We start from the raw sequence: 20484 nt of genomic DNA on the forward strand, positions 1-20484 counted from the left end.
GCCACCGGGGCCGGTTCGCGCCACACCGTGTGCAGCTGTGAACGGTCGCGGTTCAGGGGCCGCAGTCGACGCGCACCCGGTGCTCGGTGAACCGGTCGATCCACGCCGACTTGATCGTGCGCAGCGGGAACCGGTTGAGCCGGTACACCACCGCGCGGCCGGCGCGGTCGACCGTGACGAGGTGGGCCTGCTCCAGGATCTCCAGGTGCTTGACCGCGGCCTGCCGGGAGACGTTCAGGTCAGCCGTGAGCTGCGCCTGACGCTGGCCGTCCTTGTCGAGCAGCCGGTCGAGGAGCCGCCGTCGTGTCACGTCGCTGAGCGCGAAGAAGACCCGGCTCGCCTGCCCTGTGGTACTCGGCTCGGTCTCGGTATCCACCTACACCCCTGCCTCGGAAGCGCTGCCGCAGAGGCTAGTGATCGTTCAACGATCTGACAAGACTTCAATCCTTCGTTCGGTCGGCTTCGGCCACGAGGCGCGCGTACCGGGTTCCCGCCGCCAGCAGGACGAGGCCGGCACCGAGGAAGGCCGCCACCCGCGCCAACCCGTCCAGCGCCACGAGGTCGAACAGCACGAGCTTCGCCACCGCGGCCGCGACCAGCACCATCCCGGCGATCCGCAACGCGGGCCTGCGGACCCCCCTGGCCAGCAGGACCAAAGCCACCGCCGTCCAGGACACGGTGACGAGCGCGTGCCCCGCGGTGAACCCGGTGCGGTCGTCCGAGGCGAGCAGGGCGAGCGTGACCACCAGCGACGAGGCGCCGTAGAGGCCCACGACACCGGCGGGCGCCCACAGCCCAGCGGCCCCCGCATCCGGACGCACCAGCCCGACCCGGGCGCCGGCCACCAGCAACGCCACCGCGAACACCAGCACGAGGGCCGAGACCGCGGCGCCGACGACGAGGGTGCCGTGGCCCACGTAGGCGGACGAGGAGTGGTGGACCAGGCCGTCGAGCGGGGCGTCGCGGCCGAGCGCGATCAACACGCCGATCCCGCCGTACGCCGCGCCGATCACGAGCGGCAGCCGGGCGCGCAGCTGCGCCGCGAGCACGGTGGCGACGATCGCCTGGCCGAGCAGCACGACCGTGGCCGTCGAGCCGTCCAGCGCCACGAGCGTGGCCTGGAACAGCGCGAGCGCGGCCGCGGCGACGGCCACCACCCGGATCCCCCGGGGCGTACCCGGCACCGCCGCGAAGCCGGCGAGGCCCACCACCGCAACCGCCGCGACCGCGGCGCCGTTCCACCCACCCCACGCGGCCGACGTCACGAGCACCGGAACGGGCGCCACGGCGACGAGGGCGCCGACCGGGCGGGCCGCCAGCACCCGGGCCGCCGGCAGCGCGGTCGCGAGCCCTGCGGCGAGGGCGCCGATCGCGACCGCGACGGCGGGTGCACGGCCGGCCGCGTCCGCGAGCCCGCCGACGGCGGCGCCGTACAGCGCCGGACCCGCCGCCGCCAGCAGCGCGAGCGTGGCCCAGCCCCGGCGCAGCACCACCGGCAACGCCGCGAGCTGCAACGCCAGCACGAGCGCGCCCAGCAGCCAGCCCCACGCGAGGAGCGGAGCCAGCGCCGCGGCACCGACCACCACGCCGGCGCCGAGCAACTGCGTGCGCCACCGGTCGGCGAGCCCGATCCCGCCCGCCGCGACCACCAGCGCCACCAGCAGCGCGGGTGCCGGCGCGAGGAACCCGTAGAGCGCGGTGGCGGCCGCCACCGCGAGGTAGAGCGTCGCGAACCCGGTGCCGGCCACCGCGAGCGCACCGACCCGGGCGTCCACCCTGCGGTGCAGGCGCAGCGCGAGGCCGATCAGCGCGACGCCGAGCACCGCACCGCCCGTCACCCGCCCCAGCGGGCTGAACCACCCGCGCGACGCCGCGAGCGCGAGGAGCAGGACGACGCCGAGCAGCGTCACGCCGCCACCCGTCCATGCGAGCACGCGCGCGCCGGAGAGCTGCGAGCGCGGCGCCCGCGGACCGCCCCCTTGCGTCACTCTGCGCAGTGCCACTCGGCCCGCGGGCGCCGGCTCGCCCGTCCCCAGCGGGACGGGCGGAGCAGGGCTCACCGGTGCTCCGGGGAACCCCTCCGCCCCCGGAGCACCCGAACCGTCCGCGGCCCGCAGCCGCATCAGCTCGGCGCCCAGCCAGTCCAGCCGCCTGCCCAGCAGGCTCAGTTCCGCCGCCAGCCCCGCGTACGGGTCGGCGGCACCGGTGGCCGTGCGATCGGTGCCCATGCCCGATGAGCATCCGCGAGAAACGCCGCGGCGAGGCCCGTAGCGCTACCTGGATCGCATCACGAGAAGATCACGGCGCGCTGAGAGCGCTCAGTCACGGTACGGGCCCGCCGGGCACAGTGGGAGGAGCTCCGAGATCCTTGCGCCACCCACCGGAGTGACGGGGTCGCGCAGGGTGCCGGGCCGCGCCGCGCGGGGGCCGGCGCGGCCCACCCGACCCGGCGATTCGAAGAAGGGGGCAACCACTCAGCGCTTCCACGCGTCAACAAGAACGTGACCACGGTCCAGCGCACACCGACGACCCAAGGGAGCGGCCGCCCGTCCGGGCGACCCGCCGCCCGTCACCCGCAACCCGTGCGGGTGGGCTTCGTTGTCCCGTTGGAGCGGACCCGTCTGGAGGATGTGTGAGCGCCGTTTCATCCGCCCGTGCGGCCGCGTTCGGCGGCCCGGCCCCGTCCGAGCTGCACGCGCAACGCCCGACACGCATGCCGCGGCCGCACGCGCGGCGCAACCGCACGCCGTTCCCGGCTGTCTCGGTGGTGGTCCCCACCCGGAACGAGGCGCGCAACCTGGAGATCGTGCTTCCGGCGATCGCCGCGGTGCGCCCCAGCGTTCACGAGATCATCGTGGTCGACGGCAACTCCACGGACGGCACCGTGGAGACGGCGAGGCGGGTGCTGCCGTGGGTCAAGGTGATCGAGCAGACGCGCAGGGGCAAGGGCAACGCCATGGCCTGCGGGTTCGCGGCGGCCACGGGTGACGTCATCGTCATGTTCGACGCCGACGGTTCGGCCGACCCGGGTGAGATCCCGGCGTTCGTGTCGGCGCTGGTGGCCGGTGCGGACTTCGCGAAGGGCAGCCGGTTCACCCCCGGTGGCGGCAGCGACGACATCACACTGCTGCGCAAGTCCGGCAACGCGGGTCTCAACGGCGTCGCGAACGCTCTGTTCGGCACGAGCTACACGGATCTCTGCTACGGCTACAACGCCTTCTGGGCCGACCTGCTCCCGCTGCTCGAGCTCCCGCCGATCGACGCACCCGCGCCGCCGGAGGGGATGCTCTGGGGCGACGGCTTCGAGATCGAGACCGTGCTGAACTGCCGGGTGGCCGCGGCCGGGCTGAAGATCACCGAGGTGCCGTCCATCGAGCGCCAGCGGGTGTTCGGGGACACCAACCTGCGCACCTTCGCCGACGGCGCTCGGGTGCTGCGTACGCTGCTGGCCGAGCACCGGCGGGCCGACCGCCGCAAGTTCGACCGCCGTCGCTGACGCGCGGTCGATCGGTAGGAGGAGACCGCCCGTGAACAGTCCGGCCGTCACGGCCAGCGTCGTGGTCTGCGTGTACACCGAGAAGCGGTGGGACGACATCGTCGCCGCCGTCGGCTCGGTCGCCGCGCAGGACGTGGCCGCGGCGGAGACCCTCGTGGTCGTCGACCACAACCCGGCGCTGCTCGCGCGCGCGGAGGCGGAGTTCGGCCCCCGTGGGGTGCGGGTGCTGCCGAACGCGCACAAGCAGGGGCTGTCCGGCGCGCGCAACACGGCCATCGCGGAGGCGGTGGGCGACGTCGTGGTGTTCCTCGACGACGACGCCGCCGCCCGCCCCGGCTGGCTCGCCGCGCTGCTCGAGCCCTACGGCGATCCCACCGTCAAGGCCGTGGGCGGGGTGGCGCACCCGCGCTGGCCGGTCAACCGGCCGCGCGTGCTGCCCGGGGCGGCGCCGTACGACCCCAACGCCACCGGCGAGCTCGACTGGATCGTCGGCTGCACCTACACCGGCCAGCCGGTGCGCCAGGCCGAGGTGCGCAACCTCATGGGGTGCAACATGTCGTTCCGACGCGAAGTGTTCGAGCGCGTCGGCGGCTTCGCCGAGGACATCGGGCGCATTGGGAAGAACCCCTTGGGCTGCGAGGAGACCGAGCTCTGCATCCGCGCCCGGCAGGCCTACCACCGGGCGGGCGAGAAGATCCGGATCGTGTTCGAGCCCGCCGCCGCCGTCGACCACCGGGTGAGCCCCGACCGCGTCCAGTGGGACTACCTGCGCCGGCGCAGCTGGGCGGAGGGCCTGTCGAAGGCGGCCGTGTCCAAGCTCGTGGGAAGCGACGACGCGCTGGCCACCGAGCGCAGCTACGTGGCGAGAGTGCTGCCCACCGCCGTGCTGCGCGAGCTCAAGGAGGGCCGCGTGTCGTCGGCCGCGGCCGTCGTCACCGCGCTGGCCTGCACCACGGCCGGCTACGTGCGCGGCAAGCTCCCCGGTGCCACATCCGGCGTGCGGCTGCCCGCCGCGCAGGCCCCGACCGCCCGCCCGAACAGTGGTGACTGAGGCGCCGCACCCGCCGATCCCCAGCTTCGTCCACCACCGCAGCCGGCTCACCGAGGGCCAGCAGCACGCATGGGACCGCTGGTGGCCCGAGCGCGGCCACGACGTCGGCGACATCCTGACCGGCGCCGAGCCCTACGACCCGCAGGCGTGGTTCGGGCGGCGGGCACCGCTGGTCCTGGAGATCGGGTCGGGGATGGGGGAGTCCACGGCCGCGCTCGCCGCGGCCGCACCGGACGTCGACCACATCGCCGTCGAGGTCTACGAGCCCGGGCTCGCCCAGCTGCTGATGCGGATCACCGAGGCCGGGCTCACCAACGTCACCCTGCTGCGCGGGGACGCCGTCGCACTTCTGGACCAGCGGGTGCCACCCGGTTCCCTGGCCGGGATCCGGATCTTCTTCCCGGACCCGTGGCCCAAGCGGCGCCACCGCAAGCGCCGGCTCGTCCAGCCGGGCTTCGTCGCGCTCGCGGCGGCGCGGCTGGAGCCCGGCGGCCTGCTCCACCTCGCCACCGACTGGGACGACTACGCGCAGCAGATGCGCACGGTCTGCGACGCCGAGCCCGCGCTCGAGAACACGGCCGCCGACCGGCCCGGGGGCTGGACCCCGCGCCCCGAGTGGCGCCCGGTCACGAAGTTCGAGCAGCGGGCCCGCGTCGAGGGACGGACGGTGCACGACCTGGTGTACCGCGCCCGCCGCACTCCTTAGGCGGGCGACGGGAGGCCGGGAACCTGGCGGCTGCGGCCCCGGAACTCGGCCACCGCTCGGTCGCCGTCGCGGATCGTGACGTCGTAGAGCCCAGACCTGCCGGCGCGGGCCCGCTCCACGGCCTCCGCGACGAGCTCGGCGCCGAGTGCGACCGGACGCAGGAACGTGATGTCGGCGCCCGCCGCGACGGCCGACGTCCCGTGGCTGTTGCACGCGTAGGCGAACGCGGCGTCGGCGAGGAAGAACAGGTACCCGCCGTGGCAGATGCCGTGCCCGTTGACGTGCCGCTCCTCGACGGTGAGCGCCACGCGCGCCCGGCCCGGACCGACGTCGAGCAGACGCACACCCACCCCGCGGCCCGCGGTGTCGGCCCGTTCCATCGCCGCCGCGGCCCGCCGGGCGACCTCGAGCTCATCGCTCACGGTCGATCCAGGTCGCGTGCAGGTGCCGCGATCGCAGGCCGTGCCGTGCGCCGGTGTGCCGCTCCAGCAGCACGGTGCTGCGCCGGCCCGTGCGGCCCGCCGGGCCGTCCTGCCACTCCTCGTACGTGGCGAGGACGCCACCCACATCGGAGTGGACGACCGCGACGTCGGCGATGCGGATCCGCAGCCCGGGCGCGGCGCCGTGCGCACCCTCGAACCCGGGCAGGAGCTCGTCCCTGCGGAGCAGTGCGCCGTCCGGCGTAACCATCGTGAAGTCGGGGGAGTGCGCGTCGGCGAAGGCGGCGAACGCCTCGGCCGTGCGCGGGGAGCGGCCCGCGAGCCACTCCTCGATCACCCGGTGCAGGCCCTCGATCTGGGCGGCACAGCGCTCGTGCAGCTCGTCCGTCACCTGCGGATGCTATCCGGATAGGGTCGGGAGATGATCCCGACCGGGACGGTGCCCCCGACCCCGCGCGTGCTCCTCGTGTGGGACGCACCGAACATGGACATGAGCCTCGGCTCGCTGCTCGGGGCGCGCCCCACGGCGGCGTTCCGGCCGCGGTTCGACGCCGTCGGTCGGTGGTTGCTCGAGCTGGCCGGGCCGGACTCGGTCGCAGAGGCCACCGTCTTCACCAACGTCGCACCGGGCAGCACCGAGGTCGTCCGGCCGTGGGTCGAGGCATTGCGCAACGTCGGCTTCGCCGTCTTCGCCAAGCCGAAGCTCACCGAGGACTCGGATGTCGACGACGACATGCTCGCCCACATCGACCTCCGCGCCACCGAGGGCACCCTGCGGCACCTCGTGGTCGCCTCCGGCGACGGCCGCGCGTTCCGCGAGCCGCTCGAGCATCTCGAGGCCGCGGGCACGGCCGTCACGGTCATCGGGTTCCGCGAGCACGCGAGCTTCGCCCTCAACTCCGAGGTGATCGAGTTCGTGGACCTCGAGGACATCGACGGCGTCTTCCGCGAGCCGCTCCCGCGCATCACCCTCGACTCCCTGCCCGACACGGGTGCGTGGCTGCCGCCGTTCCGATCGCTGCGCTCGCTGCTGGAGCCACGCCGATGACCGGGGAGGGACGGAAGCCCGCGGAGCGGGCAGGGCGGATGGATGGAGCCATCCGGCTCGTCGCGCCCGTCGTGCTCCCGTGCGACCCGGGCTGCTCGGTGCTGCGCGACGCGGTCGTGGACATCGACGGGGACGGCCGGATCGCGCACGTCGGGCCGCGGGCGACCGCGCCGGCGCCCACCACACCGGTCCGGGAGCTGCCGGGCGCGTTGCTCCCCGGGCTGGTGAACACCCACGCGCACACGCCGATGATCGCGCTGCGCGGGATGGGGGGCGACCTGCCGCTCATGCGCTGGCTGCAGGAGGTGATGTGGCCCGCGGAGGGCCGGCTCGAGGCGGCCGACGTGCGGGTGGCGATGGCCTCGGGCTGCATCGAGCTGCTGCGCACCGGCTGCACGACGAGCGTGGAGATGTACTTCTTCACCGACGCCGTGATCGACGCCGTGTCGGCCGTGGGGTCCCGGGTGGTGCTGACGCCGGGGATCATCGCCGCCCCCGGCTGGGACCGCCTCGGCACCTGGGAGCAGATGCGCGACGACGTGTCCGCCCGGATCGACGCCACCGGTGTGCGTTCGGGGCCGGGGGAGCGGATCGAGCTCGGCTACGGCCCGCACGCGGCGTACACGCTCCCGTCGAATGCGCTCGCGTCGGTGGCCGAGCACGCCCGGGCCCGGAATGCCCTGATGCACATCCACGTGGCCGAGACCATGGAGGAGGACCGGGCCCAGCGGGCGGAACACGGGTCGGTGCCCGCCCTGCTCGACGACGTCGGCGCGCTCGGCGGCCGGGTACTCGCCGCGCACGGCGTGCATCTCTCCGATGACGACATCGCGCTGCTCGCGTCCCGCGGCGCCGCGGTGGCCCACTGCCCCGGCTCCAACGCCAAGCTGGCCGCCGGCATCGCCCGGCTGACGGCGCTGCGCCGGGCCGGCGTGCGCGTCGGCCTCGGCACCGACGGCCCGGCGTCGGGGGACGACCTCGACCTGTGGGCCGAGGCCCGCCTCGCCGGCCTGCTCGCCCGCGTCGGCAGCGGGGATGCCGCCGCGCTCACCGCGGGCGAGCTGCTGCTGATGTCCACCCGCGAGGGCGCCACCGCGATCGGACGCGACGACCTGGGCGCGCTCGAGGCGGGGCGGTGGGCCGACCTGGTGCACGTGGACCTGGACGACGCGGCCTTCGTCGCTCCCGAGGACGACGCCCAGCTGCTGTCGAACCTCGTCTGGGCAGGCGGGTCCCGCCTGGTGCGGGACGTGTGGGTGGCCGGGGAGCAGGTGCTCGCCGATCGGAGTCCTACCCGGGTGGACCAGCGGGCCGCGACGACCGCCCTCCGCGCCGTGGCGGCCCGCATCCGGGGCTGACCGTGCGCCGGATGCGGGCTCCCGCACCCAGGGGTCACCAGCTTCGGCCGGCCTCCCGAGTGCGGTGGTGGCGACCGGATTCCGGCTGCTCACCGCGCTGCACGCGGGCCGGCGGTGACGCGAGACCTTGGACGGGGATCGGGGCCGTGAGCGGGTCGCGGCGGAACCGGTCGACCGGGTCGGCGGGGCGGGGGTCGGCCGTCCGCGCAGCCGCGGCGGGTTCGTGCTGCCTGCTTCGCCAGCCGCCGCGGGTCAGCGCGTGGAAGATCGGCGTCAGCGCGGCGTCCTCGTTGTAGGCGTGCCGCCCGGCGGCGGGGCCCCAGTCGTCGTCGATGTTCGGGTAGCGGGTGGCGGCCCACCAGTCCACGTCCGTCAGAAGCTCGGACACGTGTCACCTCCATGATCATCCATGCGCCTCGCGGTGGTGCCTTCCGGCCCTCACCCGGCCAGGCCGTTCGGCGCATCTACCACCCACAACGGGGTCACACGGGCGTGGAAACGGTCCAGGCACGACTGTTACGGGCACTGCCGCCGATTCCCCTCGTTCGGGTGGCGGACCGTGGCGAACCGGCTCTGCTGCGTATCCGATGTGCCCGATCGGGTCGGCTCGCGGCCCCGCGCCGCGCAATGCGCCGGGCCACTCGGTGCGCTGACCACCGGCGGCGGGCGCCGCTCCCCGCCACTTTGGGCTGATCGGTGGGGCGCTGGGCGGGCTGCCGGTCGCGCTTCGCGACCAGCGGTACCCGTCAGGAGCAACGGATGCTCGTCCGGCGGTCAATCACACGGGTGTACTTCTACCACGCGTATCCGTATCACGGCTCGGTCCCGATCCGGCAACACACAACGTGTCGCGCGGATCAGGCGGCGGTGTCGAGCTCCTCGACGGTGTCGAGGTCCAGCGGGAGGGAGGCGGCCCGGACGTTCTCCTCCAGGTGCGTCACGTCGGTGGTGCCCGGGATCGGCAGCATCACCGACGAGCGCTGCAGCAGCCACGCCAGCGCGACCTGTGCCGGGGTGGCCCCCAGCCGCCGCGCCGCGCCGTCCAGCGCGCCGCCCCGCGCTGCGAGCCCGCCGGCCGCGATCGGCGCCCACGGGATGAAGCCGATGCCCTGCTCGGTGCAGAAGCGCAGCACGTCGTCGCTGCTGCGGTCGGCGATGTTGTAGCGGTTCTGCACGGTGGCGACCTCGACCACGAGGCGAGCCGCCTCGATCTGGTCCACCCCGACCTCGGAGAGGCCGACGGCCGCGACCTTTCCCTCCGCCTGCAGCTCAGCGAGCGCGCCGAACTGCTCGTCGGCGGGCACCTGCGGGTCGATGCGGTGCAGCTGGAACAGGTCGATCCGCTCGACGCCGAGCTTGCGCAGGCTCTCGTCGCACTGCTGGCGCAGGTACTCCGGTCTGCCGTAGGCGTGCCATTCGTCGGGACCGGTGCGCAGCAAACCCGCCTTCGTCGCGATCGTCAGGCCGTCGTACGGGTGCAGCGCCTCGCGGAGGAGCTCCTCGGCCACGTCCGGACCGTAGGAGTCGGCGGTGTCGAACAGGTCGACGCCGAGGTCGACCGCACTCCGGAGAACGGCCACGGCGGCGGCGCGGTCGGCGGGCGGGCCCCAGATGCCGGGGCCGGTGAGCCGCATCGTGCCGAAGCCGAGACGGTGGACCGGGCGGCCCTGCTCGCCGCCCAGGGAGAAGCGGCCGGATGCGGCGGCGGGGCGGGTGTCGGGGAGTGTGCTCACCCCCCACACCATTGCACCGGCCCGGACCGACCCGCCGCAGAACGTGACAGGCGCCTCGCCCTGCGTCATGCGGGTTCACCCTGCCGTGCAACGTGCCGGATCGGGTGCCCGGCGAGGTGCCGTCGATTGCCGGGCCGGGACGCGCGCACTACCGTTCCGGCGTGGCCAAGATCGTGCCGTTGCCGCAGGCCGTGACGGAGCTCGTGCACGACGGGGACACCGTCGCCCTCGAAGGCTTCACGCACCTCATCCCGTTCGCCGCCGGGCACGAAATCATCCGGCAGCGCCGCCGGGGTCTCACGCTCGTGCGGATGACACCCGACCTGATCTACGACCAGATGATCGGGGCGGGCTGCGCGTCCCGGCTCGTGTTCTCCTGGGGCGGCAACCCGGGCGTCGGGTCGCTGCACCGGATGCGGGACGCTCTCGCCACCGGCTGGCCCGCCCCGCTCGAGATCGAGGAGCACAGCCACGCCGGCATGGCCAACCGGTACGTGGCGGGCGCCTCCGGGCTGCCGTTCGCGGTGCTCCGCGGCTACAGCGGCACCGACCTGCCGAACCACACCGACACGATCTCGAGCGTCGTGTGCCCGTTCACGGGCGAGCGGCTCGCCGCCGTCGCCGCGCTGAACCCCGACGTCACGATCGTGCACGCCCAGCGCGCGGACCGCGACGGCAACGTCCAGCTGTGGGGCATCACGGGCGTGCAGAAGGAGGCCGTGCTCGCCGCCCGCCGGTCGCTGGCCACCGTGGAGGAGGTCGTCGACGAGCTGACGCCGGTGCCCGGGGCCGTGGTGCTGCCCGGCTGGGTGCTCGACGCGGTGGCGACCGCGCCCGGTGGTGCGGCACCGTCGTACGCGCACGGGTACTACGACCGCGACAACAGCGCGTACCGGGCGTGGGACGCCATCAGCCGCGACCGGGAGGCGTTCACGCGGTGGCTGCGCACGATCGAGGAGGCGGCGGCATGACCGGGACCGCGGAGCCGGTGGCCGGCACGCGAGCGGCGGCGAACTGGACCGCCGACGAGATGATGAGCATCGCGGCCGCCCGCGCGCTGCGCGACGGGCAGGCGTGCTTCGTCGGGATCGGCCTGCCGTCCACCGCCGCCAACCTCGCGCGCAGGCTGCACGCGCCCCGGCTGGTGCTGATCTACGAGTCGGGCACCCTCGCCACCACGCCGGAGGAGCTGCCGCTCTCCATCGGCGACGGCATCCTCGCCGACTCCGCGCTGACCGTCGTCAGCGTGCCCGAGATCTTCAACTACTGGCTGCAGCCGGGCCGCATCGACGTCGGCTTCCTCTCCGGAGCCCAGATCGACCGCCTCGGGAACATCAACACCACCGTCATCGGCGAGTACGACGAGCCGGCCGTCCGGCTGCCCGGCTCGGGCGGCGCACCCGAGATCGCCGCGTCCTGCCGGGAGGTGATCGTCGTGATGCGGCACCGCAGGCGGGCCTTCGTCGATCAGGTCGACTTCGTGACGTCCGTCGGGCACGGCAGCGGTCCCGGCGACCGGGAGCTGCTCGGGCTGCGCGGAGCGGGCCCGGTCCGGGTGATCACCGATCTCGGCGTGCTGGAACCGGATCCGGACACGACCGAGCTGGTGCTCACCACGCTGCACCCGGGCGTGACCGTCGAGCAGGTTCGGGCCGAGACCGGGTGGCCCGTGCAGATCGCGGCCGACCTGGTCATCACCGCACCGCCGAGCACCGCGGAACTGGAGACGCTGCGCGCGATGCGCACCGTCGGCTCGAAGGGGAGTTCATGAGCGTCGCACTGCACCACGTCGACGAAGGGCCGCGCGACGCGCCCGTGATCATGCTCTCCGGCTCGCTCGGCTCCACCGTGGAGATGTGGCGGCCGCAGGTCTCGCCGCTCACCGAACGGTTCCGCGTGATCCGGGTGGACCACCGCGGGCACGGCGGCTCCCCCGTGCCGCCGGGGCCGTACACCATCGCCGACCTCGCGGGCGACGTGCTCGCCCTGCTCGACCGCCTCGGCCTCGAGCGCGTGGCGTGGTGCGGGCTGTCGATGGGCGGGATGATCGGGATGTACCTGGGGTCCGAGGCCCCGGAGCGGGTCACGAGCCTCACCCTGTGCTGCACCACGTCGAACTTCCCGGACACCACGGTCTGGAAGGAACGCATCGCGGCGGTCTCCTCCGGGGGCACCGCGCCGCTCGCGGAGGGCGTCGTGTCCCGCTGGTTCACCCCGGACTGGGCCGCCGCTCACCCCGACACGATGGCCGAGGCGGCGGCATGGGTGGCCGGCACCCCGGACGAGGGGTACATCGCCTCCTGCCAGGCGCTGGAGGTGTGGGACCACCGCGACCGGCTCGGCGCGATCACCGCGCCCACGCTCGTGATCGCCGGGTCCGCCGACCCCTCCACGCCGGTGGAACCACACGCCCGCACGATCGTCGAGGGCATCCCCGGCGCCCGGCTGGAGGTGCTCGACGCCGCCCACCTCGCGACGATCGAGGCGGCGGACGAAGCGACGAGGCTGATCGCGGAACACGCCGCCGCCCACCCGGTCTAGGCCGCGGGCTGCCCGACCAGCACCTCCTCGTACGTCGGCGCCTTCTTCACCAGGCCGCTGTCGAGGTGGAACGCCCGCGCCGTGTCGTAGGAGGCCCGTTCGACGTGCGGCGTCGGCGGGATCTCCCGCCCCAGGATGGGCACCAGCGCGTCGAGCGCGGCGGCGTCGGTGTTCTCGAGGTACCGGCCCAGCAGGTCGCGGACCTGCGCGGGGTCGCCGTGGATGTCGCCCAGCGCCCTGGCGATCGCGCGGTTGAACGCCGCGAGCTCGGCAGGCTTGCGGTCCAGCAGCTTCTCGGTGCTGAACACGACGCCGTGCAGCGCGCCGCGCAAGGAGGGCACGTCGCCGCGCACCGGGGAGATGTAGGTCCGGCCGGCGTGCGCGGCCTCGGCCTGCTGGGCGATCGGCTGGAAGAACGCAAGCGCGTCGACCCGGTCCGCCGTGAGCGCCCCGATTGCGGCGGTCGCGGCGCCGCCCAGGTTGACCAGCGTCGCGTCGGTCGCGGCGTTCCGGCCGACGCTGCCGAAGAGGTAGTTGACGAGCGCCTCGGTGCCGCTGCCCGGCCCGGTGATCCCGATCCGCTTCCCGACGAGTGCGGCGATCTTGTCCTCGACCGTGGCCGGCTCCTCGAACGACGGCGGGACGACGACGTCGACGTAGTACTCCGTGACGAGGCTCGTCACGATCCGCGTCCCGTCGTCGATCTTCGCCAGGTTGAAGGCATCGGTGATGACGCCCGCCCCGAGGTCGATGCTGCCGCCCTTCAGGGCGGCCGCCACCTTCGCGCCGGTACCCAGCCGCGGCCGCTCGCCGAGCCGCACCCCCTCGGCCTCGAAGTAGCCCTTGTACTCCGCGACGAACAGTGGGAAGAAGGCCACCGAGTTGCTGATCTGGCCGACGTTCAGCACGCCCGGTGGGGTGGTCGAGTAGCGCGTCGCGCACCCGGCCAGCAGCAACGGGGTGGCCGCGAACGCCTTCAGCAGCGTTCTCCGCTCAGTCATCGGCCGGCTTCCAGCGGTTGACGCGGCGCCCGATGAGGCCGACGAACACGTTCAACACGCCGGCGATCACGCTCAGCACCACGAGCGTCGCGAACACCCCGGCGGTGTCGAACTGCGCGGCGGCGTCGTTGATGAGGTAGCCGAGCCCGCGGTTGGACGCCACGAGCTCGCCGATCACGGCACCGATCAGCGCGTACGGGATGGACACCTTCAGGCCGGTCAGAACGCCGGTCATGGACGCCGGCAGCACGACCTTGCGCGCGATGTCCCGGCGGGTGCCGCCCATCAGGCGCACGGCGTCGATCAACCCGCGGTCCACCTCGCGCACCCCCGCCGCGGTGTTGAGGAACACCAGGAAGAACACCGTCACCGCGGCGAGGAGCACCTTCATGTGCATGCCGATGCCGAACCACACGATGAACAGCGGCGCCAGCGCGACCTTCGGGATCGAGTAGAGCGCCATCATGAACGGGTCGAGCACGCGGTACACGAGGTTCATCGACGCCAGCACGAACCCCGCGAGCGCCCCGGCCGCCGCGCCGAGGAGGAACCCGTAGACGATCTCCTGAACGGTGATCCACGTGTTCGTCCACAGGGTGCCGTCGGCGCTCCACTCGGCGAGCCTGCCGACGATGTCGCTCGGCCTGCTGATGAACGTGCTGTCGATCCACCGGTCGGCCGCGATCTCCCACAGCACGAGCAGCACGGCGAGCAGCACCACCCGGGTGGCCCAGACGACGGTGGTCGCGCCGTGCCGCTGCCACCACGTGCGCTCGAGCCCGACGCGCACCGGCCCCGCATCGACCGCGATCGTCATGACCGCTCCTCCCCGGCGGGCGACTCCCTCTTGAGCGCCGTGGACAGTTCTCCGTGCAGCGCCACGAACTCCGGGTCGACCCGCAGCTCGTCGGCGGAGCGGGGCCGGGCCAGCGCGATCTCGCGGTCGAGCAGGATCCGGCCGACCCGCCCGAGCACCACGACCCGGTCGCCGAGCAACAGCGCTTCCTCGATGTCGTGCGTCACGAACACCACCGTCTGGCCGCTGCCCTGCCACAGCCGCAGCAGCTCCAGTTGCAGCTCCGTGCGCAGCTGCGCGTCGAGCGCGCCGAACGGCTCGTCCATCAGCAGCGTCTCGGGGCTGCCTGCGAGCATGCGGGCGAGGCCCGCACGCCGCCGCATGCCTCCCGACAGCTCGCGCGGGTAGTGCTTCTCGAACCCGCCGAGGCCGACCCGCTGCACGAGCTCGGTGGCGACGCTCCGGCGCTCCGCGCTCGCGACGCCGCGGATCTCGAGGGGCATCTCGACGTTGCGCAGGACGTCGCGCCACGGCATCAGCGTGTCGTGCTGGGTGAGGTACCCGATCTGCGTGTCGGGCCCGGACAGCCTGTGGTCCCGGTACCGGATTTCGCCCGCGCTCGGCGGGGTGAGGCCGGCGAGCATGTTCAGCAGCGTCGACTTGCCGCAGCCGCTGCGCCCCACGACGGTGACGAAGCTGCCCTCCGCGATGTCCAGGCTGAGCTCGCGCAGGGCCACGATCGCCGAGTCGCCCTTGGCGAACCGCTTGGTCACCGCGTCCGCCGCGAGCACCGGACTCATCGCTGGTCCCCGGGCGCGTCGGGCAGCGGGTCGGCCCCGGCCAGCCGGCGGCTGTTGTGCACGGTCATGAGCCGCACCTCGTCGTCGGTGAACCCGGCACCGAGCAGGCGGTCGGCGGCCAGCGCCAGCCCGTCCTCCACCGGCGGGTTGAACGGCTGGCCCAGGTCGCTGGAGATCACCGAGTGCCGCGGCCCGACCTCGCGGATGTTGCCGAGCCACACGTCCCAGGACACCTTGCCCGTGTACGGGGTTGTGTAACAGCGTTCCAGCAGGGCGCCCTTCTCGGCGAGCGCGCGCTGCCGCTGCACCCCGATCCGCTGCGACGTGAACTCCGGGTGCGTCACGACGATGCGGCGCACCCCTTCGTCGAGCGCGGCGTCGATCACCGCGACCGACTCGTCCTGGTGCAGGTGCCCGGTGGCGAGCGTCATGTCGTGCTCGGCGACCAGCCGGAGCACCTGGCGCGTGCGCTCCAGGACCTTGCCCTCGGCGTCGAGCACGTCCACCGGGTCGGCGGCCATGCCCGCCGCGGCGAGGTCGGCCTGCAGCCGCGCCCACATCGGCGGCTTCGCGCCCTCGGGTTCCTCGGCCTGGCAGGCACGCTGGTTCGCGCTGTCGACGGTGGGCAGCCAGACGAAGCGGGCGCCGCCGCGGCCCGCGATCTCCACGGCGATCGGGTTGAGCCCACCGACGGACGCGTTGAGCGTGATGGCCCCGAGCGCGTCGATGCCCGGGTGGGCCCGCCGCACGACCTCGGCACGCTCCGCGGTGGGCGCGTAGTGCGACTTGAGTACGAAGCCGGCCATGCCGACGGCCGCGAACCGCCCGGCGAGGGTGAGGTCGTCGATCCGCCGCCGCATCACGTCGGGGGCGACGTGGATGTGCACGTCGTAGGCACCACGGACGAGCTCGCGTGCGCGAGCGGATGGCACGGGGTAGTCGGTCATGGGACTCCTTCGCCGCATTCCTCGCCTAGATTGTCAACAATCATGGCTACACAAGTCCAGAGGAGGCCCATGACCGCAACGATCGCCGTGCTCGGCCTCGGCGAGGCCGGTGGCGCGCTGGCCCGCGACCTGCTCGCCGCCGGCGCCGTGGTGCGGGGCTACGACCCCGCCGTCCCCGCCCCGGAGGGCGTGGCCGACACCGGGTCCGAGGCCGAGGCCGCCGACGGCGCCGACCTCGTGCTGAGCGTGAACAGCGCGTCGGCCGCCGTCGACGCGCTGAACGCCGGTCTCGGCACCGCTCGGGCATGGGCCGACCTCAACACCGCGTCGCCCGGCACGAAGCGCCGCCTCGACGAGATCGCGACGGGGCACGGGGTGCCCTTCGCCGACGTGGCGATCATGGCACCCGTTCCGGGGAAGGGGCTGCGGGTACCGATGATCGCCACGGGCGGCGCCGCGGCACGGGTCGCGGAGGTTCTGAACCCGTTCGGCGCCGCGGTCGAGGTGATGGCGGGCCCCGCCGGGCTCGCGGCGGAACGCAAGCTGCTGCGGAGCGTGTTCTTCAAGGGGATGGCGGCCGCTGTGGTCGAGGCGCTGACCGCGGCGCGAGCCGCCGGGTGCGAGGACTGGCTCCGGTCGATCGTCGAGAGCGAGCTGACCCGCGCGGACGCCGCCACCGTGGAGCGGCTGGTCAGCGGCTCCTACCGGCACGCGGTGCGCCGGACGTCGGAGATGGCGGCAGCGGCGGAGATGCTCGACGAGCTGGGCGTACCCGCGGACGTGGCCAGGGCCGCGCGGGATCACCTCTCCGGCCTGTGACGCGCATCACGCGGCGGGGCCGACAAGAGACCGGCACCGGCTCCGACCCACTCACATGAGTCAGCTCCTGAGAGTCCAGAACTTCACCGTCTCGCGCGACGGGATCGCCGCCGGCGAGAACCAGAGCCTCGAGCGACCGTTCGGCGACGTCGACCCGGGCGAGATGTTCGCGTGGGCCGGTGCCACGGCGAGCTGGCCCAACCGCACCGACCCGGGCGGGAGCCGCGGCCTCGACGACTACTTCACGCGGGACTTCGCCCACAACATCGGCGCCGAGATCATGGGCCGCAACAAGTTCGGTCCGCAGCGCGGGCCCTGGCTCGACCACGACTGGCGCGGCTGGTGGGGCGACGAGCCGCCGTTCCACACCCCGGTCTTCGTGCTGACCCACCACGAGCGCCCCTCGTTCACCCTGTCCGACACGACGTTCCACTTCATGGGCGGCGAGCCGGCCACGGTCCTCGAGCGGGCACGGGAGGCGGCGCAGGGCAAGGACGTCCGGCTCGGTGGCGGGGCGACCACCATCCGCGAGTTCCTCGACGCCGACCTCGTCGACACCATGCACGTGGCGGTCTCACCGGTGGAGCTCGGATCCGGGGTACGGCTCTGGGAAGCCCCCGAGGAGCTCCTGGACCGGTTCCACCTCGAGGTCGTGCCCAGCCCGAGCGGCGTGGTCCACCACGTCTTCTGGCGGAGGTGAGCCGGCTCAGCGGGCGGCCGGTCGATCCGCCGCTGGTCGGGTCCACCAGACGGCCTCACCACGCGTGAGGCCGGGCAGGCTGCGCTGCACCGCGTCCAGTCGGCGGGCCGGGACGGTGCCGGCCAGGCGCCACCGGGTGTTGCCGCCCGCGGTCTCCTCGATCCGCGCCCCGAGACCGGTGATCCGCTGCGCGACCTCGCTGAGGACGTCGGCGGGGATCTCCAGCTCGAACGCGTGGTACGGCTCGTACACCCGCGTACCGGCCCGCTCCAGGGCCATGGCCAGCACCAGCGCGGTGAGGCCGCGGAAGTCGGCCGCCACGCTCACCGGCGCGAGGAAGCCGGAGCGGACGAGCGTGACCCGGCAGTCGGTCACCGCCCAGCCCCGGGGTCCGCGCCTGCTCGCGAGGTGCACGGTCTCCTCGATCGCGGTGTGGAACGCCCGCGGGAGCGCGCCGAGCTCGGTCTCGTACCGGAACGTCACGCCGCTGTCCCGCGGTCCGGGTTCGACGCGCAGTCCCACCGTGGCCCAGAAGCGGCCGAGGGCCGGCCCGCGCCTGCCGAACTCCTCGGCGGCCACCCCCACCCCCACCGGACGCTCGACGCAGACGATCCGGCTCGGCGCGAACCGCGCTGCGATCCCGTACTCGGCGGCGAGCCGGTCCGCGATCACCTCCTTCTGCACCTCGCCGTACAACAGCACCTCGGTGGCACCGCCCGGCACCACCCGCGCGTGGATCAACGGGTCCTCGTCGGCGAGGCTCATGAGCGCCGCGTGCAGCCGAGGTGCGTCCGCCGGATCGCGGGGACGGACGGCCGTGCGCAGGGTCGGGCGGGCGAAGCGCGGCGTGCCCGCGTCGCAGGCCACGGCGCCGAGCCGGTCGCCCACCTTCGGGTCCAGCCCGCCGACCCGGCCGATGTCGCCCGCGACCAGCCGGTCGGCGCCGGTGCGACCGACCACCCGGAGGGAGGTCACCTGCCGGGAGATCTCCTCGCCACCCCTGCGGATCACGACCCGCTGCCGCGTTCGGACCTCCCCGGCGACGAGCCGCAGGTAGGCGACCTTCTCGCCGCTCGGCGTCCGCTCGACCGCGAAGACGGTGCCCCGGGGCTCCTCAGCGGGCACGACCGGTGCGGGCGGGAGCAGCCGCACGATCCCGTCGAGGAGCGCCGGGATGCCGGCGCCGCTCAGCGCCGAGCCCGCGTACAGCGGGTGGATCCGCCCGGCCGCGGTGCCCGCGGCGAGCGCATCCGCCACCTCGGCCGGCGTGAGCGGTGGGCCGTCCACGACGCGGGCGAGCACGCGGTCGTCGGTCTCGGCGAGCGCCTCGGTGAGACCCGGGTCGTCGAGGGGCTCGGCGATGACGGCGGCCGCCCTCGTCCCGAGGTCGCGGATTCTCGTCATCCTGATGGCATTCGGCGCGACCGTGCGCCTGACCTCGGCGAGCAACTCCTCGTGGCGCGCACCGCCCCGGTCGATCTTGTTGACGAAGAGCAGTGCGGGCAGCCGCATGTCGCGGATGGTGCGCATCAGCACGCGCGTCTGCGCCTGCACGCCCTCGACGGCGGAGAGCACGAGCACCAGGCCGTCGAGCACGCCGAGCGCGCGCTCGACCTCCGCGATGAAGTCGGGGTGACCGGGCGTGTCGATCAGGTTGACCCGGGTGGCACCGACCGAGAACGCCGCCACCGCCGTGCGGACGGTGATGCCGCGCTGCCGCTCGATGGCACCGGTGTCGGTCTGGGTGTCGCCGCCGTCGACGCTCCCCAGGCGGGCGATGGCACCGGTGTCGTAGAGCAGGCGCTCGGTGATGCTGGTCTTACCGGCGTCGACGTGAGCGAGGATGCCGATGTTCAGGGTGTGCGGGTCGGGCATGGGCGACGAAGTCCTCGAATACCACGAAGCGATGGGGACGCTGGGGTGTTCCGAGGAGTTCGCGCATCACGGGCTCCGGGTCGCCGGGAACGAGGACGGGGGCGATGTCACCACCGGCGACGAGAGGACGCAACCGAGTTCGGGCCGGAAGGCCGTCGGGCGATCAGTCACCGCGCTCCGCTGCGCAGACCACGCCCGGCCGAACGACGGGCCTGCACCGCCAGCTCGACGAAACGCGCCCGGTCGATCTCCGGCCGGAACCCGAGCACCTCGCGGGCCCGGGCGTTGCTCGTCACGTAGCTGGGCGCCGTCACCGGCAGCGTGACCTCGACGACGCCGAGGCCGGCGGCGGCGGCGAGCTCGCGGGCGAACCGGCCGAGGTCGGTCGACTCGTCGGGGCCGAGCCCGATCACCTCGTGGCCGCTCGTGCCGGCCTCGAGCGCCAGCACCACGCCGCGCGCCAGGTCGGAGGCGGCGAGGATGCCCATCCGGACCGGCTCGCCGTCCTCCCGGCGGGCCGCCAGGAGCACCGAGTCGTCATCCTCGTAGGGCGCGAGCTGCGCGACGACCGGGGCGTTGCCGTTCGCCCGCTCCCGCAGCAGGCGCCTGCTCGCGAAGAACCGCGGCCCGGAGAAGAACGAGTCCGGGTCGAGGATCTCGGCCGGGTGCTGGGTGTGGGAGAAGCGCAGGCACACCGTGCTCCAGCCGAACTTGCGCCCGGCGAACTCCACCAGGTCCTCTGCGAGCACCTTCGTGGCGCCGTACCAGGTGGTGGGCTGCCTCGGGTGCCGCTCGTCCAAGGGCTGGTAGGCGGGCGCGTTCTCGGGGTAGACCTCGCCGCTGCTGGCCAGCACGAACCGGCGCACGGCCGAGCCCTCCAGCGCGCGCAGCAGGCTCATGGTCGCGGTGACGTTCGCGGCGAAGAGCCGCTCCGCGTCGGCGTCGTCCCACGACATGAGCGCGCCGAGGTGGGCCACCGCCGACACGCCCGCCAGCCGCGGGTCCGATCTGGGCAGCTCACCCAGGTCGCCCACGATGTGGTCGACGCCCGCCAGGGGCTCTCGGGGCTCGACGAGGTCGAGACCGGTGACCTGGTGCCCGCGGGCGAGCAGCTGCTCGGCAACGGTGGCGCCGATCCGCCCTGACGTGCCGGTGACGGCGATGCGCATGTCA

General features: G+C 73.8%; 22 protein-coding genes. 10 read left to right on the forward strand and 12 right to left on the reverse strand.

All coding sequences use genetic code 11. From position 1 onward, the window contains the following. Positions 1-52: 52 nt before the first annotated feature. Positions 53-376 carry an ArsR/SmtB family transcription factor gene (locus tag ABEA81_RS17885; RefSeq protein WP_345606274.1) on the reverse strand — a complete coding sequence of 108 codons (324 nt, stop codon included), beginning with the start codon at positions 374-376 and terminating at the stop codon, positions 53-55. 64 nt (positions 377-440) lie between these two features. Then, complete coding sequence (locus ABEA81_RS17890) at positions 441-2228, reverse strand: DUF2339 domain-containing protein (RefSeq protein ID WP_345606276.1); 1788 nt, start codon at positions 2226-2228, stop codon at positions 441-443. Between the two features lie 404 nt (positions 2229-2632). Here ABEA81_RS17890 and ABEA81_RS17895 point away from each other — a divergent pair, with 404 nt between their 5' ends. The 3 genes from ABEA81_RS17895 to trmB are packed head-to-tail and all read left to right on the forward strand — an operon-like array spanning position 2633 to position 5253. Further along, on the forward strand, positions 2633-3496 hold the full coding sequence (locus ABEA81_RS17895) for a glycosyltransferase family 2 protein (RefSeq protein ID WP_345606278.1): 864 nt from the start codon (positions 2633-2635) through the stop codon (positions 3494-3496). Between the two features lie 31 nt (positions 3497-3527). Continuing rightward, the gene (locus tag ABEA81_RS17900; protein WP_345606280.1) at positions 3528-4547 is read left to right on the forward strand and encodes a glycosyltransferase family 2 protein; all 1020 of its coding nucleotides are present in this window, start codon (positions 3528-3530) and stop codon (positions 4545-4547) included. Beyond that, a complete protein-coding gene (trmB, locus tag ABEA81_RS17905; RefSeq protein ID WP_345606281.1) occupies positions 4540-5253 on the forward strand; it encodes a tRNA (guanosine(46)-N7)-methyltransferase TrmB in 714 nt (237 codons plus the stop codon). Before ABEA81_RS17900 ends, trmB begins: the two co-directional genes overlap by 8 nt. Here trmB and paaI read toward each other — a convergent pair. Both paaI and ABEA81_RS17915 read right to left on the reverse strand, forming a co-directional pair. Next, entirely contained in the window at positions 5250-5633 is a 384-nt protein-coding gene (gene paaI / locus ABEA81_RS17910) for a hydroxyphenylacetyl-CoA thioesterase PaaI (RefSeq protein ID WP_345606409.1), read from the reverse strand. The genes trmB and paaI overlap by 4 nt on opposite strands. A gap of 31 nt (positions 5634-5664) precedes the next feature. Beyond that, complete coding sequence (locus ABEA81_RS17915; protein ID WP_345606284.1) at positions 5665-6084, reverse strand: DUF4440 domain-containing protein; 420 nt, start codon at positions 6082-6084, stop codon at positions 5665-5667. A 30-nt stretch (positions 6085-6114) separates the two neighbouring features. On the opposite strand from ABEA81_RS17915, the gene ABEA81_RS17920 reads away from it, so the two are divergent. After that, a complete protein-coding gene (locus tag ABEA81_RS17920) occupies positions 6115-6741 on the forward strand; it encodes an NYN domain-containing protein (RefSeq protein ID WP_345606286.1) in 627 nt (208 codons plus the stop codon). Positions 6742-6779: 38 nt separating this feature from the next. Next, positions 6780-8099, forward strand: coding sequence for an amidohydrolase family protein (locus ABEA81_RS17925; protein WP_345606287.1), 1320 nt, complete (start codon positions 6780-6782; stop codon positions 8097-8099). Positions 8100-8133: 34 nt separating this feature from the next. Here the strand turns inward: ABEA81_RS17925 and ABEA81_RS17930 are convergent, their stop codons facing one another. Both ABEA81_RS17930 and ABEA81_RS17935 read right to left on the reverse strand, forming a co-directional pair. Further along, complete coding sequence (locus ABEA81_RS17930; protein WP_345606288.1) at positions 8134-8487, reverse strand: hypothetical protein; 354 nt, start codon at positions 8485-8487, stop codon at positions 8134-8136. A gap of 469 nt (positions 8488-8956) precedes the next feature. Continuing rightward, a complete protein-coding gene (locus ABEA81_RS17935) occupies positions 8957-9844 on the reverse strand; it encodes an aldo/keto reductase (RefSeq protein ID WP_345606410.1) in 888 nt (295 codons plus the stop codon). A 149-nt stretch (positions 9845-9993) separates the two neighbouring features. Here ABEA81_RS17935 and ABEA81_RS17940 point away from each other — a divergent pair, with 149 nt between their 5' ends. From ABEA81_RS17940 to pcaD, 3 genes are read left to right on the forward strand one after another with little or no spacing between them, the layout of a single operon-like run. Further along, entirely contained in the window at positions 9994-10803 is an 810-nt protein-coding gene (locus ABEA81_RS17940) for a CoA transferase subunit A (RefSeq protein ID WP_345606289.1), read from the forward strand. Next, positions 10800-11603 (forward strand): CoA-transferase subunit beta, encoded by an 804-nt coding sequence (locus tag ABEA81_RS17945; RefSeq protein ID WP_345606290.1) that lies wholly within the window; start codon positions 10800-10802, stop codon positions 11601-11603. The genes ABEA81_RS17940 and ABEA81_RS17945 overlap by 4 nt, the downstream gene beginning before the upstream one ends. Next, positions 11600-12373: a 3-oxoadipate enol-lactonase gene (gene pcaD / locus ABEA81_RS17950; RefSeq protein ID WP_345606291.1), complete on the forward strand. Its 774-nt coding sequence runs from the start codon at positions 11600-11602 to the stop codon at positions 12371-12373. Before ABEA81_RS17945 ends, pcaD begins: the two co-directional genes overlap by 4 nt. Here pcaD and ABEA81_RS17955 read toward each other — a convergent pair. From ABEA81_RS17955 to ABEA81_RS17970, 4 genes are read right to left on the reverse strand one after another with little or no spacing between them, the layout of a single operon-like run. Next, the gene (locus ABEA81_RS17955; RefSeq protein WP_345606292.1) at positions 12370-13374 is read right to left on the reverse strand and encodes an ABC transporter substrate-binding protein; all 1005 of its coding nucleotides are present in this window, start codon (positions 13372-13374) and stop codon (positions 12370-12372) included. The genes pcaD and ABEA81_RS17955 overlap by 4 nt on opposite strands. Next, positions 13367-14191, reverse strand: coding sequence for an ABC transporter permease (locus ABEA81_RS17960; RefSeq protein WP_345606293.1), 825 nt, complete (start codon positions 14189-14191; stop codon positions 13367-13369). The genes ABEA81_RS17955 and ABEA81_RS17960 overlap by 8 nt, the downstream gene beginning before the upstream one ends. Next, positions 14188-14970 carry an ABC transporter ATP-binding protein gene (locus tag ABEA81_RS17965; protein ID WP_345606294.1) on the reverse strand — a complete coding sequence of 261 codons (783 nt, stop codon included), beginning with the start codon at positions 14968-14970 and terminating at the stop codon, positions 14188-14190. Before ABEA81_RS17965 ends, ABEA81_RS17960 begins: the two co-directional genes overlap by 4 nt. Continuing rightward, positions 14967-15917 (reverse strand): DUF6282 family protein, encoded by a 951-nt coding sequence (locus ABEA81_RS17970; RefSeq protein ID WP_345606295.1) that lies wholly within the window; start codon positions 15915-15917, stop codon positions 14967-14969. The genes ABEA81_RS17965 and ABEA81_RS17970 overlap by 4 nt, the downstream gene beginning before the upstream one ends. 69 nt (positions 15918-15986) lie before the next feature. Here ABEA81_RS17970 and ABEA81_RS17975 point away from each other — a divergent pair, with 69 nt between their 5' ends. Both ABEA81_RS17975 and ABEA81_RS17980 read left to right on the forward strand, forming a co-directional pair. Then, positions 15987-16736 carry a DUF1932 domain-containing protein gene (locus tag ABEA81_RS17975; protein ID WP_345606296.1) on the forward strand — a complete coding sequence of 250 codons (750 nt, stop codon included), beginning with the start codon at positions 15987-15989 and terminating at the stop codon, positions 16734-16736. A gap of 55 nt (positions 16737-16791) precedes the next feature. After that, complete coding sequence (locus ABEA81_RS17980; RefSeq protein WP_345606297.1) at positions 16792-17436, forward strand: dihydrofolate reductase family protein; 645 nt, start codon at positions 16792-16794, stop codon at positions 17434-17436. A gap of 6 nt (positions 17437-17442) precedes the next feature. Here the strand turns inward: ABEA81_RS17980 and ABEA81_RS17985 are convergent, their stop codons facing one another. Both ABEA81_RS17985 and ABEA81_RS17990 read right to left on the reverse strand, forming a co-directional pair. Continuing rightward, the gene (locus tag ABEA81_RS17985) at positions 17443-19311 is read right to left on the reverse strand and encodes a translation factor GTPase family protein (protein WP_345606298.1); all 1869 of its coding nucleotides are present in this window, start codon (positions 19309-19311) and stop codon (positions 17443-17445) included. A 167-nt stretch (positions 19312-19478) separates the two neighbouring features. Beyond that, a complete protein-coding gene (locus ABEA81_RS17990) occupies positions 19479-20480 on the reverse strand; it encodes an NAD-dependent epimerase/dehydratase family protein (RefSeq protein ID WP_345606300.1) in 1002 nt (333 codons plus the stop codon). Between the last annotated feature and the right edge of the window lie 4 nt (positions 20481-20484).

This window comes from Pseudonocardia adelaidensis, from assembly GCF_039543345.1.
Lineage (GTDB): Bacteria > Actinomycetota > Actinomycetes > Mycobacteriales > Pseudonocardiaceae > Pseudonocardia > Pseudonocardia adelaidensis.